This is a genomic window from Halomonas sp. BC04 (assembly GCF_000568385.1).
The window spans coordinates 1-15,072 of sequence record NZ_AZQX01000390.1 but is presented as its reverse complement, the minus strand read 5'-3'; the positions used below and the strand labels follow the sequence as shown (position 1 = coordinate 15,072).

Annotated in this window: 16 protein-coding genes and 1 pseudogene; all 17 read left to right on the top strand. The window is 58.0% G+C overall.

Annotated features, from left to right (window positions below; genetic code table 11):
- The first annotated feature begins 365 nt into the window (after positions 1 to 365).
- The 17 genes and pseudogenes from Q427_RS26110 to Q427_RS26040 all read left to right on the top strand — a co-directional run bounded on the left by Q427_RS26110 (position 366) and on the right by Q427_RS26040 (position 14,836).
- The gene (locus tag Q427_RS26110; RefSeq protein ID WP_043518369.1) at positions 366 to 1,319 is read left to right on the top strand and encodes a 2-hydroxyacid dehydrogenase; all 954 of its coding nucleotides are present in this window, start codon (positions 366 to 368) and stop codon (positions 1,317 to 1,319) included.
- 230 nt (positions 1,320 to 1,549) lie between these two features.
- Complete coding sequence (locus Q427_RS26105; RefSeq protein WP_043518368.1) at positions 1,550 to 2,593, top strand: NAD(P)-dependent alcohol dehydrogenase; 1,044 nt, start codon at positions 1,550 to 1,552, stop codon at positions 2,591 to 2,593.
- 66 nt (positions 2,594 to 2,659) lie between these two features.
- Positions 2,660 to 3,679 carry an ABC transporter ATP-binding protein gene (locus Q427_RS26100; protein WP_043518367.1) on the top strand — a complete coding sequence of 340 codons (1,020 nt, stop codon included), beginning with the start codon at positions 2,660 to 2,662 and terminating at the stop codon, positions 3,677 to 3,679.
- Between the two features lie 2 nt (positions 3,680 to 3,681).
- Positions 3,682 to 4,773: an ATP-binding cassette domain-containing protein gene (locus Q427_RS37205; RefSeq protein WP_442905583.1), complete on the top strand. Its 1,092-nt coding sequence runs from the start codon at positions 3,682 to 3,684 to the stop codon at positions 4,771 to 4,773.
- Complete coding sequence (locus Q427_RS26090; protein WP_051496728.1) at positions 4,733 to 5,665, top strand: ABC transporter permease; 933 nt, start codon at positions 4,733 to 4,735, stop codon at positions 5,663 to 5,665. The genes Q427_RS37205 and Q427_RS26090 overlap by 41 nt, the downstream gene beginning before the upstream one ends.
- A gap of 259 nt (positions 5,666 to 5,924) precedes the next feature.
- On the top strand, positions 5,925 to 7,286 hold the full coding sequence (locus tag Q427_RS26085; protein ID WP_043518365.1) for an ABC transporter substrate-binding protein: 1,362 nt from the start codon (positions 5,925 to 5,927) through the stop codon (positions 7,284 to 7,286).
- Positions 7,287 to 7,363: 77 nt separating this feature from the next.
- On the top strand, positions 7,364 to 8,302 hold the full coding sequence (locus Q427_RS26080) for an ABC transporter permease (protein WP_043518364.1): 939 nt from the start codon (positions 7,364 to 7,366) through the stop codon (positions 8,300 to 8,302).
- A 67-nt stretch (positions 8,303 to 8,369) separates the two neighbouring features.
- On the top strand, positions 8,370 to 9,317 hold the full coding sequence (locus Q427_RS26075) for a 3-hydroxyacyl-CoA dehydrogenase (protein WP_043518363.1): 948 nt from the start codon (positions 8,370 to 8,372) through the stop codon (positions 9,315 to 9,317).
- Between the two features lie 39 nt (positions 9,318 to 9,356).
- A complete protein-coding gene (locus Q427_RS26070) occupies positions 9,357 to 9,740 on the top strand; it encodes a VOC family protein (protein ID WP_043518362.1) in 384 nt (127 codons plus the stop codon).
- Positions 9,741 to 9,820: 80 nt separating this feature from the next.
- On the top strand, positions 9,821 to 10,786 hold the full coding sequence (locus Q427_RS26065) for a thiamine pyrophosphate-dependent dehydrogenase E1 component subunit alpha (RefSeq protein WP_043518361.1): 966 nt from the start codon (positions 9,821 to 9,823) through the stop codon (positions 10,784 to 10,786).
- A gap of 182 nt (positions 10,787 to 10,968) precedes the next feature.
- Positions 10,969 to 11,295 (top strand): annotated as a pseudogene (locus Q427_RS35755) (alpha-ketoacid dehydrogenase subunit beta); the annotation flags it as partial.
- Positions 11,296 to 11,349: 54 nt separating this feature from the next.
- Positions 11,350 to 11,805 carry a transketolase C-terminal domain-containing protein gene (locus Q427_RS35750; RefSeq protein WP_331280711.1) on the top strand — a complete coding sequence of 152 codons (456 nt, stop codon included), beginning with the start codon at positions 11,350 to 11,352 and terminating at the stop codon, positions 11,803 to 11,805.
- Positions 11,805 to 12,104 (top strand): biotin/lipoyl-containing protein, encoded by a 300-nt coding sequence (locus Q427_RS26055; RefSeq protein ID WP_043518360.1) that lies wholly within the window; start codon positions 11,805 to 11,807, stop codon positions 12,102 to 12,104. Before Q427_RS35750 ends, Q427_RS26055 begins: the two co-directional genes overlap by 1 nt.
- Positions 12,105 to 12,199: 95 nt before the next feature.
- Complete coding sequence (locus Q427_RS26050) at positions 12,200 to 12,934, top strand: hypothetical protein (protein ID WP_043518359.1); 735 nt, start codon at positions 12,200 to 12,202, stop codon at positions 12,932 to 12,934.
- A gap of 90 nt (positions 12,935 to 13,024) precedes the next feature.
- Positions 13,025 to 14,056, top strand: coding sequence for an aldo/keto reductase (locus Q427_RS26045; protein WP_043518358.1), 1,032 nt, complete (start codon positions 13,025 to 13,027; stop codon positions 14,054 to 14,056).
- 50 nt (positions 14,057 to 14,106) lie between these two features.
- Positions 14,107 to 14,277, top strand: a complete 171-nt coding sequence (locus Q427_RS31710) for a hypothetical protein (protein ID WP_155833700.1) — start codon at positions 14,107 to 14,109, stop codon at positions 14,275 to 14,277.
- A gap of 31 nt (positions 14,278 to 14,308) precedes the next feature.
- Complete coding sequence (locus Q427_RS26040; protein ID WP_043518356.1) at positions 14,309 to 14,836, top strand: universal stress protein; 528 nt, start codon at positions 14,309 to 14,311, stop codon at positions 14,834 to 14,836.
- Positions 14,837 to 15,072 lie beyond the last annotated feature (236 nt).

Genomic DNA, 15,072 nt, shown 5'->3' with positions numbered 1-15,072 from the left:
TCAGGATACATCGGCGTCTGGTATTGGGCCTGCGCTGCGGTTGCGAAGCGCCGGTGATCAAAAGAGCAGCGGGAATGGCTAGCAGTTTCATGATGCACCTCCAATTAAAAAACAGCGTTTCCTTACACGCAGAGCTAGTTTGGCTCAAGAACCGGGATTGAGCAAGCCCGGACATCGGAAAGTGTTCAAAGATGTCGACGCTGTCAACACCAACTGGACACTTGGCGACACCGGCAGCGGTAATTGAAGAACGAAACCACCCGTAACCCAATGCTTTCATTGCATTAAAGATACTGGCCTGAAAACTGCATCACTAGCAGGGATGGGTTGGCTGATCCATTGATCCTTCAGCACAGGAAATGCACATGAATGCCGTCTTTCTCGACCGCGAATCCCTTGACCGAAACGACCTGGATCTGACAGCCGTAGAAGCGGTTGTCGAGCATCTGACCACCTACCCACAGACGACACCCGCACAAGTCAAGGAGCGACTACGTGGCCAGGACATTGTCATCGTCAACAAGGTCGTGCTTGGACGCGAGGCTCTGGAGGCTTACCCGCCACGCTTGATTTGCGTAGTGGCAACCGGGGTGAACAATATCGATCTAGATGCCTGTCGCGACCTGGGTATCACGGTATGCAATAGCCAAGGCTATGGCACCGATTCAGTAGCGCAGCACGCTCTCTGCTTGATGCTGGCATTGTCCACCCGACTGTTCGACTACCATCAGGCCGTTCAACGAGGCGCCTGGCATCGCAGCACGCAATTCTGCCTGCTGGATTATCCCATTCAGGAGCTTGCAGAAAAGACGCTAGTCATCGTCGGACACGGCACGCTCGGGGGCCGCGTTGCCGACCTGGCAAGGGCCTTCGGCATGGAGGTGATAACAGCCGCCAGGCCAGGCAGCACAGCCAGTGATGATCGAAAGCCTCTGAGTGAACTGCTTCCCAAAGCCGACGTGATCAGCCTGCACTGCCCACTCACCGACGCCACCCGTGACCTGATCGGCACCAACGAACTCGCCCACATGAAGTCCACTGCACTGCTGATCAACACAGCCCGCGGGGGATTGATCAACGAAACGGCTCTGGCCGACGCCCTGCAACGAGGAGTAATCGGTGGTGCCGGCATAGATGTCGTAGACGGCGAGCCGCCCGACAAAAGCAGCCCACTGCTGCTGCAGCCTCTTCCCAACCTGATCGTCACGCCCCACTCCGCCTGGGGTGCCCGTGAAGCGCGCCAGCGTATCGTCCAACAATTGGTCGAGAACATTCAGGCCTGGCAGCAACGCCAGCCAATGCGCGTCGTCAACGCCTAGGCTGCCAAGGAATGTCGCCAGGTGTCCGAAACTGTCCATAAGTGTCTTTTCTGCACAAGGAAAACCGACACCCGAATACATGGATTGGATTCTGAATTTCAGTAAACCGTTGAACGGCAACGCATGGCACGGAAATTGCCACATAACCAGATAAGCGCCCAATCACGAATTACAGACAACATATTCAGAACTCTACCCTTGCCAACGACAACAATCACAAGGAGAGCGCAATGAAAGCCGCTGTGCTTCATGCCTACGACGAGAAGATCGAACGCCCGGATCTGGTCAGCTACGAAGAGTGGCCTGACCCCGAAATCATCAAACCCGACGATGTGATTGTGAAGATCGGCGGGGCCGGTGTCTGCCGCACAGACCTGCATATCATCGAAGGAATCTGGCGTGAACATGCTCCTATCGAATTGCCTTTCGTCATGGGGCATGAGAATGCCGGCTGGGTCGAGGCAGTCGGCGTCGGAGTCACCAGCGTAAAGCCCGGCGACCCTGTGATCTGTCACCCGCTCGCCACCAATGGTCACTGCCTGGCCTGCCGCCGTGGTAACGACATGCACGCAGAAGAGAGCAGCTTTCCCGGCATCAATGCTCAGGGTGGCTATGCCGACTTCCTGTATACCAATGAACGTGCCCTGATCAAGTTGCCCACCACGCTGGCACCCAAGGATGTGGCGCCCTACACCGATGCCGGCCTGACCGCCTACCACGCAGCCAAGAAAGCCGCTCGCCACTTGGTGCCGGGCCAGAAGGTGGTGGTGCTGGGTGTTGGCGGTCTGGGACACATCGGCGTACAGGTACTGGCCGCGCTATGTGGCGCCGAGATCATCGCCATCGACCGTGCCGAGTCGGCCCTCAAGCTGGCCGAACAGGGCGGTGCACACCATGTGGTGAAAGCCGATGGTGGCGAAGTCGATGCCGTGATGTCGCTGACCGGAGGTCATGGTGCCGAGGCCGTTCTCGACTTCGTCGGTGAGGGTGACGCAGTGAGCAAGGGCCTCGCCATGACCCGTGCCAATGGCTTCTATTACATCATCGGTTACGGGGGCAAGATCGAGATCCCGACTATCGACATGATCGTTACCGAAAGAACCATCGTCGGCAACCTGGTCGGCACCTACCCCGAACTGGTTGAGCTGATGTCATTGGCCGACCGCGGTGCCGTAGAGCTGGCGACTCGGGAGTACCGCCTCGAAGAAGCCAACCAGGCGCTTCATGACCTGCATCACGGAAGAGTGCCGGGACGTGCCGTCCTGATTCCCTAGCCCGAGCCTACCGCCTCCACTGAAGGGGGCGAGCTGCCCTTTTCCTGCTAGAGAGAGCTCAACGCGATGACAGGTAACAATCCGCTACTCAGCGTCAAGGACCTGCAGGTCCACTTCAAGACCGATGATGGCATCGTTCCCGCCGTCGACGGCGTCAGTTTCGACATCAACGAGGGTGAAACCCTGGCCGTGGTCGGCGAATCCGGCTCGGGCAAATCGGTCACTAGCCTGGCCATCATGGATCTGCTGCCCAAGGGCAAGGGTTATGTCGCCGGGGGCGAGCTGCTGTTCGAAGGTGATGACCTGGTCAAGATGGAAAAGCAGAAGCGCCATGCCCTGCGTGGAAATCGCATCTCGATGATCTTCCAGGAGCCGATGACCAGCCTCAACCCGGTTTTCACTTGTGGTTACCAGATCGCCGAGGCGGTCGCCCTGCACCAGAAGCTCGACAAGAAAGCCGCCTGGAAAAAGGCCGTCGAAATGCTCGATCTGGTCAGCATTCCGGAGCCCGCCCAGCGCGCCAAGGAGTATCCGCACCAGCTGTCCGGCGGCATGCGCCAGCGTGTGATGATCGCCATCGCTCTCTCCTGTAACCCAAGGCTACTGATTGCCGACGAGCCGACCACAGCGCTCGACGTGACCATACAGGCACAGATCCTCGACCTGATGCGCAACCTGCAGAAGGAGATTGGCACCAGCATCCTGTTCATCACCCATGACCTGGCGGTGGTAGCGGAGATGGCCGATCGGGTGGTGGTGATGTACACCGGCCGTGCCGTGGAGGAGTCCGGTGTTTTCGACATCTATGAGCGACCGACCATGCCGTACACCAAGGGCCTGCTCAACTCCATTCCCTCCTGGAGCGGCAACAAACAGGGCAAGAAGGATCGCCTGGTGGCCATCCCCGGCAATGTGCCAAGCCCCATGAACCTTCCGCCAGGCTGCAGCTTCGAGCCCCGCTGTCAATACGCCAAGGATATCTGCACGAAACAGGTACCACCGCTGGAATCCATCGGTGGCGACCATCGAGTGCGCTGTGTGCGCTGGAAGGAAATCGAGAGTGACATCAACGCGGGGAGGTCTTGATCATGGAAAATACGGCCATCAAGCAAGACCTCATGGGTAGCGAGCTGCCGCAAGAAGTTGTCCTGCGAGTCTCCAACCTGAAGAAGTACTTCCCGGTCGGCAAGACCTTCTTCAAGAAAAACCGGCGTGTGGTCAAGGCCATCGACGACGTCTCCTTCACCGTCAACAAGGGCGAGGTCGTTGGCCTGGTCGGCGAGTCCGGTTCCGGCAAGACCACCATCGGACGCATGATCATGCGTCTCATCGACCCAACTTCGGGCAGCATGGAATTCGGTGAAACCGACGTGGCCACCGCGGAAGGCAAGGAATTGATGGCCATGCGCAAGGCCATCCAGATCATCTTCCAGGATCCCTACGGCAGCCTGAACCCGCGCATGAAGGTCGGCCCGATCATCCGTGAAGGCCTGGATGTCCACCGCATGTACAGCATGGCCGAGCGTAACGAGCGCATTGCCAAACTGCTCGAGACCGTCGGGCTGGGTGCTGCCCACGTCAATCGCCACCCCCACGAATTCTCCGGTGGCCAGCGCCAGCGTATCGGCATCGCCCGAGCCTTGGCGGTCAGTCCACGGCTGCTGGTTGCCGACGAGCCTGTCTCGGCACTGGACGTCTCGGTCCAGGCCCAGGTACTCAACCTGCTGCAGGATCTCAAGGAAGAGTACAACTTCTCGATGCTGATGATCTCCCACGACCTGGGGGTGGTCGAGCATGCCTGTGACAAGGTCATCGTGCTCTACCTTGCAAAGTCATGGAAATGGCGCCAGCCGACAAGCTCTATTCCAATCCGACCCATCCGTACACTCAATCACTTCTTTCAGCGATGCCGGTTCCCGACCCGCGTCGCCGCCATGACAAGAGCCGCATCATTCTCAAGGGGGACATTCCCAGCCCGATCAGCCCCCCATCCGGCTGCGTGTTCCGTACCCGCTGCCCTATCGCTACCAAGGAGTGTGCCGAGGTCGTACCGCCGCTGGAAGAGACGAGTCCAGGGCATTTCAAGGCCTGCATACATCGCTGATTTTAGCCGGAATGAAATGAACGGGAGTTCAGACAATGACAACAACCGCTGCATCATCCCAGCAACCACCCTCTAGTGAGCGTAAGGACATGCAGGTCGTCGCCGCCAAGCGCAGCTTGTGGAAGGATGCTTTGCGATCTCTGTATCGCTCCAAGGCAGCATTCGGGTCAGCCATTTTTCTTCTCTTGATGGTTCTCATCGCGCTGACTGCCCAGTGGATCGCGCCGCATGACCCTCAGGGGATCGACATCAGCAACAGGATGCTCTGGCCGGTCTGGACAGATGCCAACTCCAACCCCATGTACTTGCTGGGGACGGACGCCCTCGGCCGTGACATCCTCAGCCGCCTTATCTTCGCCTCGCAGATGACCTTGACGGTTGCTGTGTCAGCCGTCATTGCCAGCGGCCTTGTCGGCATCTTCATGGGCCTGATCAGCGGCTTCTTCGGCCGCTGGATGGACGCCGTGATCATGCGTCTGGCAGATCTTCAGCTGGCTTTCCCCAGCCTGCTGATCGGCCTGATCGTCATGGCCCTGATCGGCTCGGGGGTGATCGAGCTGATCTTCGTTATCGCCTTGACCCAGTGGGCCTATTACGCCCGTATCGTGCGCTCTGAAGTCATCAAGGTCAGGGAAACAGAATACGTTCAGGCCTCACGGGCGCTGGGAGCCGGTAATGTGCGCCTGATCTTCAAGCATGTGCTACCTAACGCGCTGGCCTCGATGCTTGTGGTAGCCAGCTTCACCCTGGCCATCGCCATCTATTACGAGGCCTCACTGAGCTTTTTCGGCCTGGGCATCCCTCCGGCGATACCCACCTGGGGCAACATGATCGCCGATGCGCGCAATATCATGCTGCGCAACTGGTGGTTCGCCCTCTTCCCCGGTCTGGCCATTACCTTCACCGTCCTTGCCTTCAATCTCCTCGGGGATTGGGTGCGGGATCACTTCGATGTCAAAGCGGAATAGGAGGTTTAGCTACAAGATTTTCCCACAACACCAAACAGTCTGGAGACAACAATGAAAATGCCATCCAAGATAATACGCCGCGCGCTCATCCCGTCACTGGCACTAACCGCCATTGCCGGTGCAGTTCAAGCCCAAGCCAATACCGTCACCTATGTGCTCTACGAAACCATCGACGTTATCGGTGACCCGGTGATGAACGTCAATTACTCGGAACAGATGGTCTCGAAAGCCATGTTCGAGCCGCTGGTCTGGGACTTCGATGCCCGGCGCGCCCGAGGGGGAAAAGAGCGGCCTGAGACCCGCCCTGGCCACCGAGTGGGAGCCAGTCGAAGGCGAGAATGCCTGGCGCTTCAAGTTGCGCGAGGGTGTCACCTTCCATAACGGTGAACCGTTCACCGCGGAAGCCGTCAAGTACAGCATCGAAAGGGTGCATGAAGAAGGCTTCCCCAGCGGGGACAAATTCCTGGACGTACCGATCGATTATGTGGAGATCGTCAACGATCATGAGGTGATCATTCACACCACTGAGCCGGCACCAATTCTCCCCAGCCAACTGTCACGCAACGGCGCCTTCATCCTGGAGCCCGGCCATTACCAGGCCATCGACGAGATCGATGACATGCGTTTCCAGCCCATGGGTACAGGACCGTTCAGCCTGAACGAGTACCGTGCCGATGACCGAGTGATCCTTGATCGCCACGATGACTACTGGGGCTGGCACGACAACAGCAATGTCAATCAACTGGTCTTCCGCAATATTCCCGAGGAGTCCACGGCGCTGGCCGAACTGATCGACGGCAATGTCGATATCATTCGCCTCCGTCCCGACCTGGTCGACTCGGCTGAAAACGCCGAAGGGGTGACCACTATAGTCGGCCCCAGCCTGGTGCGTGGCATGCTCGGCTTCAACATGGACATGTACGAGGAGCTGCGTGATCCACGCGTGCGGCAGGCGCTGAACTATGCCATCGACCGTGAGGAGATGATCGATGCCCTGGCCTTCGGCAACCAGGACCTGCAAATGGTCAATGTGGTCAACCCGCCGAACGTCAATCCTGATCTGGATCCGTACCCGTTCGACCTCGAAAGGGCAATGGAACTGCTTGCCGAGGCGGGTTACCCGGAAGGCTTCACCATCGACACCATCGATGTCATGACGCCCGAATCCTTCAACTACGCCGAGATCGCCGCGGCCTACTGGAGCGCCATCGGGGTCAACGTTGGCGAGGTGCGTCAGCTCGACTGGAGCGTTGTACGCGAGCGTTGGGCGGCCCGCACCCTGAGCGTGCATGCCTTCGCCTGGTCGGCGGCAGAGAATACGCCGGAGACCGACATGTGGGCGGTGCACGATGGTCGTCAGACCAACTCCACCCACTGGGCCACCTATAGCGATCGCTACCAGGAGTGGGAGGACATGTATGCGGAGCTCTCCTCCACCATCGACGAGGACCGTCGCCAGGAGCTCAACTATGCCATGCAGGAGATTCTCCACGAGGATCCGCCCTGGCTCTACACCTACCTGATGCCGATCCCCATGGGGCTCAACGAGCGTATCGGTGGCTACTACCCGCATCCGTCAATGCTGCTGGAAGACTGGGCCTCCATCTACGTGAAGGAGTAACCCGTCATGGGGCAGCCGGCCTCAAGCCGGTTGCCCCTTGGCCACCATAACAAGACTGATTCCCGGGAGCGCCTTCGATGTTCTATTTAGCCAACCGCCTGGTGCAGGGCCTGATCGTGATCCTGGCCGCCCTGACCCTGGCCTTTCTGATGATGTTCGTCATCGGCGATCCGGCGCTGATGTATGTCGGCCCAGATGCGTCGGCAGAGGTCCTGGAAGCCTACCGGGTATCGCTAGGCTTCGATCGCCCGCTGATCGTGCAGTATTTCGAATTCATGCGCAATGCCGTACAGCTGGACTTCGGCGTCTCCTACCGCCACCGCATCGATGTGGTGCCGATCATAGGCGAACGACTACTTCGCTCAGCGGAGCTGGCCCTTCCCGCCATGTTGCTCGCCGCTCTCGTCTCGATACCCGTCGGGGTGATCAGCGCCGTGCACCGAAACTCCTGGATCGACTATGTGGCCCGCTTCGTGGCACTGATCGGACAGGCCGCACCCAACTTCTGGGTGGGCATCATGGCCATTCTGTTTTTCTCGTCCTACCTGGGCATCCTGCCGTCCTCGGGGCGTGCCGACCCGGGCTCGCCGATCTGGGTACAAGCACGCTACATCTTGATGCCCATGGTTATCCTGTCGCTGATGCCCATGGCCTACCTGACACGGATGATGCGCTCCACCGTGCTGGAGGTGATCAATGAGGACTATGTGCGTACCGCTCGAGCCAAGGGGCTCAGCGAAACCAAAGTGATCTATGTGCATGCCCTTCGCAATGCACTGATCCCCTACATCACACTCTATGCCCTGCAGTTTGGCTGGATACTCGCCGGCTCGATGGTGATCGAGACAGTCTTTGCCTGGCCCGGCTTCGGACGCCTGCTGATGGACTCCATCCGCATGCTCGACATACCCGTAGTGGCGGCAGGCTTGACGACTGTTGCAGCACTCTACATTGGTCTAAACCTGCTGGCCGATATGCTCTATACCCTGCTGGACCCAAGGGTCGTCAATCGCTAACCGGGTCCATTCACCGAGAAGATACACAGCCCAATTAACTGACAAGTCAATAGACAGGAGAATCATCATGACGGAACGTGTTGCAATGATCGGCAGCGGTATCATCGGACGGGCCTTCGCGATCTGCTTCTCACGCGGAGGCTATGAAGTCACCCTTTATGACCCCAAGGATGGCGTAGCCGATGCAGCCATACCCCTGATGCGCGAGACGGTAGCCGACCTTGAGCAGAATGGTCTGCTCAACGATCGCACCACCGATGATGTGATGAGCCGGATGGTCCCGGTCAAGACCATGGAGGAAGCCGTCGAAGGAGCGATCCATGTCCAGGAAAACGCCCCGGAAGTGCTGGAACTAAAACGTGAGCTGTTCACCAAGCTCGACAAGATCGCTCCCAAGGATGCGGTACTGGCCAGCTCGTCCTCTTCCATTGTCACCTCCAAGTTCACCGAGGAGCTCGAGGGCCGTCATCGCTGCATGATCGTCCATCCCACCAATCCCCCCTATGTAGTCACGATTCTCGAACTGGTCCCAGCGCCCTGGACAGACCCTGAAGTGACGCAGAAGACCCGAGAGCGCCTCGAAGCCATGGGCATGTCCCCCATCACCCTGCACAAGGAGGTCACCGGCTTCATCATGAACCGCTTCCAGTCGCCAATCCTCCAAGAGGCGTTTCGCCTTGTCGCGATGGGCGTGGTGTCTCCCGAGGACGTGGACAAGGCGATGTCGGAAGGCATCAGCCAGAGGTGGTCGTTCATCGGTCCGCTGGAAGTTGGCGACCTCAACGCGCCCAATGGGTTTCGCGAATACGCCGAAAAGTACGAGGCCATGAACCGCAATATCGCCATGGAGCAGCGCGACCTTATGCCCTGGGCCGGCCCGCTACTGGACTACATCGACAAGAGTTTTCGCGAGCGGGTGCCGATGGATCAGCACAAGGCTCGCCAGCAGTGGCGTGACCGCCGCTTGATGGCATTGGCCGTTCATAAGAAGTGGGCCAACGATAATATCAAGTAGCGCCGATTCCTAAAATGCAAACAACATAAGGAGCGTAAAATGCGACTCGTACACACCATGATTCGTGTCGAAGACCTCGATGAATCCATTGAATTCTATACCAAGAAGATCGGGCTGGAATTCGTTACCAAGGAAGAACTACCCGGCAATGACGCCACCATCGCCTTCCTGCGTGACCCCAAGAGTGGCCATGAGATCGAGCTGACCTATAACCATGATGGCCGCTCCTATGACCTGGGCGACGGCTACGGTCACATGGCCTTCGACGTGGCGAGTGTCGATGACACCTATGAAGAGTGGAAGTCGCGTGGCGTCGAGTTCTCGCTGTTGCCCAAGACCATGCAAAACGGGATGCGTATCGCCTTTGCCGTAGACCCTACCGGCTACAAGTTGGAATTGCGTGAAATGCCTGAGACGGCATGACCCCATGCCTCAGCGTAGCGGCCGCCGGCCCTGATCTGAGATAAGCCGGCGGTTTAGCATGACAACAAGAGGAATAGTCCATGCCACTCGATAGAACCGAGCTGCTCGACGCCTATCGCAGCATGTCGACCATCCGGGCCTTTGAAGAGAAGGTTCACGAAGTATTTGCCAGAGGTGAAATCCCGGGCTTTGCTCACCTTTATGCAGGTGAAGAAGCATCCGGCGTCGGAATCTGCCGGCATCTCAATGATGAGGATTACATCACCAGCACCCACCGCGGCCATGGTCACGCCATTGCCAAGGGGTGCGATGTCCCTGCAATGATGGCGGAACTCTACGGCAAGCGCACGGGCCTATGCCTTGGCAAGGGTGGCTCCATGCATATCGCCGATCTGGACAAGGGCATGATGGGTGCCAACGGTATCGTCGGTGGTGGCCCGCCATTGGCTTGTGGCGCCGCCCTCAGCGCCAGAATGCTGAAGACCAATGGTGTGGTGGTCTCCTTTCTGGGCGACGGCGCCATCAATGAGGGCTCCACCATGGAGGCCATGAACATGGCCAAGGTCTTCAACCTGCCGGTGATCTTTGCCATCGAGGACAACGAGTACGGTCAAGCCACCGCCAGTGCCTGGTCGGTAGCCGGCAGCATGACAAAACGTGCCGCAGGTTTCGATATCCCCACTACCCTGGTGGATGGCTTCGACTTCTTCGACGTTCACCAGGCAGCGGGGGCGGCGATCGACCAGGCACGCAACGGTGGCGGGCCTCAGGTCCTGCATATCAAGCTCTATCGGTACTATGGTCACTTCGAGGGCGATGCCACCACCTATCGCGGCAAGGGGGAGCTGGACAAGGTCAAGGAGACCAAGGACTGCCTGGTTCGCTTTCGTACCGACTTGACCAGCGAGCACGGCATAGCTGCTTCCGACCTCGAGCAGATCGACGCGGAGATCGCCTCACTGATCAAGCAATCGGTGGACGATGCCCGCCAGGCCGAACCACCGCGGGAAGCGGATCTCCACACCGACGTCTACGTATCCTATTGAGGGGGCACCATGTCCAGGAAAAGCTTTCGCCAAGCCATCAATGAGGCCCTGCGTGACGAGATGCGTCGTGACCCTACGGTCTTCGTGATCGGTGAAGATATTGTCGGTGGAATGGGGCACCTGGGGACCAGGACGCCTGGGGTGGCGTTCTCGGGGTTACCAAGGGGCTCGCCCCCGAATTCGGACGCGATCGTGTCATGGATACGCCAATCAGCGAGATGGCCTATATCGGGGCGGCAGCAGGTGCCGCTGCTACCGGTACGCGACCGGTCGCCGAGCTGATGTTCGTTGACTTCATGGGAACCTGCTTCGATCAGGTGCTGAACCAGGCAGCGAAGTTCCGCTACATGTTTGGCGGCAAGGCCAAGACCCCTATGGTGATTCGCACCATGTACGGTGCGGGTCTCAGTGCGGCGGCGCAGCATAGCCAGTGTCTCTATCCTATCTTCACGCATGTGCCGGGCATCAAGGTGGTAATTCCCTCTTCTCCCTATGAAGCCAAGGGGTTGTTGACTCAAGCCATTCGTGATGACGATCCGGTGATCTTCTTTGAACACAAGTTCATGTATGACGACAAGGGCGAGGTTCCCGATGAGCCTTATACGATCCCCTTCGGTGAGGCGAACCTGGTCCGTGAGGGGGATGACGTGACCATCGTGGCCTTGGGGCGGATGGTGAAGCTGGCCAATGAAGCGGCCGAACAGCTCGCCGATCAAGGGATTCAGTGCACGGTTCTGGACCCTCGCACAACTTCCCCCCTCGATGAGGAGGCGATTCTGGCCAGCGTGCGCCGGACCGGGCGCCTGGTTGTCGTTGATGAAGCCTCGCCGCGATGCAATGTCGGAACCGATATCTCTGCGCTGGTAGCCGAGAAGGCCTTCGACGCCCTCAAGGGGCCGATCCGCGTGGTCTCTCCTCCGCATACGCCGGTACCTTTTTCACCGGCGCTGGAGGTTCACTACATTCCGTCAGTAGAACGGATCCGTGATACGGCGAAATCACTCGTGGAGGGCAAGTGATGGCAGACCAGATAATTGCCCTGACCCTGCCCAAATGGGGCCTGTCGATGCAGGATGGCTGCATTGCCGCTTGGCATGTCACCGAAGGGGCTAGTGTCGAGAAAGGCGATGAGATCGTCGATATCGAGACTGAGAAAATCAACAACACCTATGAAGCGCCGGCAAGCGGTGTATTGCGACGCAAACTCGCTGCGGAAGGTGATGAAATCAAGGTAGGCGCATTATTCGGTGTCATTGCTCCAAGCGAAGTATCCGACGAAGAGATCGACCGCTTCATTGAAGACTTCGATCATCCTTGACTGGCCACGCCTGCGCTCATTGAGCGGTCATCGTCTGCAATCGCCCCCTACGGCCTGTTGCAGTCGGCTCCTTCGATCACTTGAGGACATCATCCATGGCACAGTATTTTACCGACTTCTCCGATTACTCGGTGAACAAGGCCCCCGAGGATTGGCGAGATGCCTGGATACCGGGCGGCCACCGCCTCGAGATTCACGAGGTACCCGACGCCGTGGGCGGCAAGGTACTACGGCACCACATCGACACCAACAACCGGCGCGCCTGGGCCTGGGAACGTGTACCTCGCGGTTCATCCTGCTACGAGATTCTCACCCGTCTGCGTTCAAGCAGCGCTGACTCGCGCTTTGGCGTCATCGCACGTGGAGATGGCCAGGGTGAGCGCGGCACTGAACAGGGGGTAACCTGCGAATTCTTCAAGGGCGCCAATCACAGCCTGGTCGAGTACGAGCCGGCCAAGCTGGAATTGCGCCAGACCTTGTTCTTGATCGCCTACAACCCACAGGGCGAAAGAGATAGAGGCCCTGAGCGGCCTCACGGAGTGGCCAGAATCTGGGGTGAGAGTTTCTTTCCTTGGGCACCGGACCAATGGTTCTGGCTGCGTCTGCAGGTCTTCGCAAAGGATGGCACCTTGCATGCCCGCGCCAAGGCGTGGGATGGCAGTGGAGAAGTCAGCGAACCCGACTGGTGGCATTACGAGGTGAGCAATATCGAACCCGACAGCGTCGGTGCCAATGGCTGGGTAGGCATTACCGGCCAACGTGAAGCAGGCATTCGGGACTACGACGTGTTTTCGGTGGGTACCGATGGCGACCCGGCTCCTATGCCTTGATGCCATCGCCAACAATCCATACAGCCCGCGATTACTCCCTACTTCGTCCTGACGAGGTAGAGAATAACAACCAGAGAGAGTGGTATCCCTATGCGTTATAGAAAATTCGGCAATACCGACCTCGTACTATCGGAAATCTGCTTCGGGGCCATGCGTTTTACCAGCACGGCGGATCACGTGACACTACCTGGCGAGCCGACCAGGCAAGAAGCCGAACAACAGAACCGCAACGGTCGTCGTGCCGTCGAAGCCGCCCTGAGCGGTGGCGTGAACTGTATCCACTCGAGTGGTGACTACGGTACTCGCTGGATGCTCAGCGAGATTCTGGCCGATCACCCCCAGCGTAAGGATATTCACCACATCATCAAGATGACCAGCCCCGACTACGAAGAAGGGGAGTTCGATCCCAAGGTGCTGCGCAATGACGTGGAAGAGGCATTGCGTGACCTGCATACCGATCGGATCGCCATCGTTCAGCATCTGCAGCGTGGGCCCCATGTGCCCAAGGTAGAGGCCTATGCCGAAGCCGGCGATCAACGGCGCATCGAGGCCCTGCCGGAGATCATCGGGCCACTTCAGGAAACCTTTGCCGAACTCAAGCAGGAAGGCAAGGTCGGCCACCTGATCACTTTTCCCCACACCATGGGCTATGCCCAGGCCGCTCTCGACAGTGGCGCCTACGAAGGTGTTGCCCACTTCCTGAACCTCATCGAGCCCGAGGCCCTGGAAATCCTCGATCGCCTGGAGCGTGAGGGCAAGGGATTTCTTGCCATTCGTCCCCTGCTCCAGGGCATGCTGACGGACAAGAGAATCAACCGGGACAGTCTGCCTGAGAACGATATCAAGCGCCGAGCGGGTTGGGATTCACGCTACGCCCTTCTGGAAAGAATCCGCGAGAGGATAGGCGATCCCGAAGTCTCCTGGACAACCTTTGCGCTGCAATTCGCCCTCGCCCATGATGCCGTGACCTCACTAGTGGCAAGCGGCAACAACGAGCATCAAGTTGAGACAATGCTGGAGGCCTGCCAGGGAGAGTATCCATCCAGGGAACTGCTCAAGACGGTGTACGACATCGTTGACGAGCTGGGAATGCCGCCCAAGGCTGATCTTTTTGGCCTGTGAATCCATTTAATCTGGCATAGACAGCCAACCGCACCGAGGAGATATCTGCCATGCTATGGATGATCGTGCTCTCCGCACTCTTCAGCTATATCGCCGTGAGCCAGGCCATCAAGCGAAATCGCACGGGTCGCAACTGGTTTCACTGGGCATTCTGCTCGGCCTTCGCGATCTCCGGTTTCCTGTTCTCGTTGGCAGCATTCGTGCAACCCGCTGCCGCCTGAGCTCATTACTCTCTGAAAGTCGAGGCCAACGATGGAAAAGGAAAAAGTTCTCATACCGCTTGATGGTTCCGATACTAGTCGGACAATCCTGCCCCATGTGTGTCACTTCTGTGACGCTGGGGCATTCGAGGTCATCATCCTTCGAGCCAAGAGCGTTCCCTCCAGCAGTTTTGACACCACGAACCTATCCAATCGACCCATGATCATGAGTGGCGATTTAATTCCCTACCAGGCTGTCGATCCGCGGGTACAAAACCCTGGTGCGCAGGCAATCCAAAAGGAGGAGGCCTGGGAGGACCTCAGGGTGCAGCTAAGGGAAGAACTACAGGGGGATATCGACTACCTGGAGGAGAAAGGATATACCGTCTCAGTAGCGATACATTTTGGAAAACCAGTAGAAGAAATCATTTTTATAGCGGAGCAGAAAAGTGTAGCGCTGATCGCCATGGCCAGTCATGGCCGCACGGGGGTAAAGCATTTATTGAAAGGCAGCGTAACAGAAGATGTACTGCATCATATCAATATTCCGCTACTGATCATCAATGCGCCGGATACTTGAATCCAACAACCGCAGTCAACCTGGATTGAAAGCCGACCCTCGTCAGATTCGACGTTTCTTTCCCCATAACCGATTGATATTTCTAAAAATCACGAATCGCCACGATCATTTCCATGCCGGTTCGTGATTGGCGCACTCGCCCATCGCCTATCATGAAGCCGGCTGTCTCGACAGTCGGAGAAACGATATGCTTTACTGGCAGTCAAATGAAGCATTCCAATAAAGTTATAATATAA

Excerpts from the sequence above, each read along its gene's own strand:
- Q427_RS26080 (WP_043518364.1), top strand. The coding sequence starts at position 7,364 with ATGTTCTATTTAGCCAACCGCCTGGTGCAGGGCCTGATCGTGATCCTG.
- Q427_RS26105 (WP_043518368.1), top strand. The coding sequence starts at position 1,550 with ATGAAAGCCGCTGTGCTTCATGCCTACGACGAGAAGATCGAACGCCCG.
- Q427_RS35750 (WP_331280711.1), top strand. The coding sequence starts at position 11,350 with ATGTATGACGACAAGGGCGAGGTTCCCGATGAGCCTTATACGATCCCC.
- Q427_RS37205 (WP_442905583.1), top strand. The coding sequence starts at position 3,682 with ATGGAAAATACGGCCATCAAGCAAGACCTCATGGGTAGCGAGCTGCCG.
- Q427_RS26055 (WP_043518360.1), top strand. The coding sequence starts at position 11,805 with ATGGCAGACCAGATAATTGCCCTGACCCTGCCCAAATGGGGCCTGTCG.
- Q427_RS26110 (WP_043518369.1), top strand. The coding sequence starts at position 366 with ATGAATGCCGTCTTTCTCGACCGCGAATCCCTTGACCGAAACGACCTG.
- Q427_RS26050 (WP_043518359.1), top strand. The coding sequence starts at position 12,200 with ATGGCACAGTATTTTACCGACTTCTCCGATTACTCGGTGAACAAGGCC.
- Q427_RS26070 (WP_043518362.1), top strand. The coding sequence starts at position 9,357 with ATGCGACTCGTACACACCATGATTCGTGTCGAAGACCTCGATGAATCC.
- Q427_RS26045 (WP_043518358.1), top strand. The coding sequence starts at position 13,025 with ATGCGTTATAGAAAATTCGGCAATACCGACCTCGTACTATCGGAAATC.
- Q427_RS26075 (WP_043518363.1), top strand. The coding sequence starts at position 8,370 with ATGACGGAACGTGTTGCAATGATCGGCAGCGGTATCATCGGACGGGCC.
- Q427_RS26040 (WP_043518356.1), top strand. The coding sequence starts at position 14,309 with ATGGAAAAGGAAAAAGTTCTCATACCGCTTGATGGTTCCGATACTAGT.
- Q427_RS26085 (WP_043518365.1), top strand. The coding sequence starts at position 5,925 with ATGCCCGGCGCGCCCGAGGGGGAAAAGAGCGGCCTGAGACCCGCCCTG.
- Q427_RS31710 (WP_155833700.1), top strand. The coding sequence starts at position 14,107 with ATGCTATGGATGATCGTGCTCTCCGCACTCTTCAGCTATATCGCCGTG.
- Q427_RS26065 (WP_043518361.1), top strand. The coding sequence starts at position 9,821 with ATGCCACTCGATAGAACCGAGCTGCTCGACGCCTATCGCAGCATGTCG.
- Q427_RS26090 (WP_051496728.1), top strand. The coding sequence starts at position 4,733 with ATGACAACAACCGCTGCATCATCCCAGCAACCACCCTCTAGTGAGCGT.
- Q427_RS26100 (WP_043518367.1), top strand. The coding sequence starts at position 2,660 with ATGACAGGTAACAATCCGCTACTCAGCGTCAAGGACCTGCAGGTCCAC.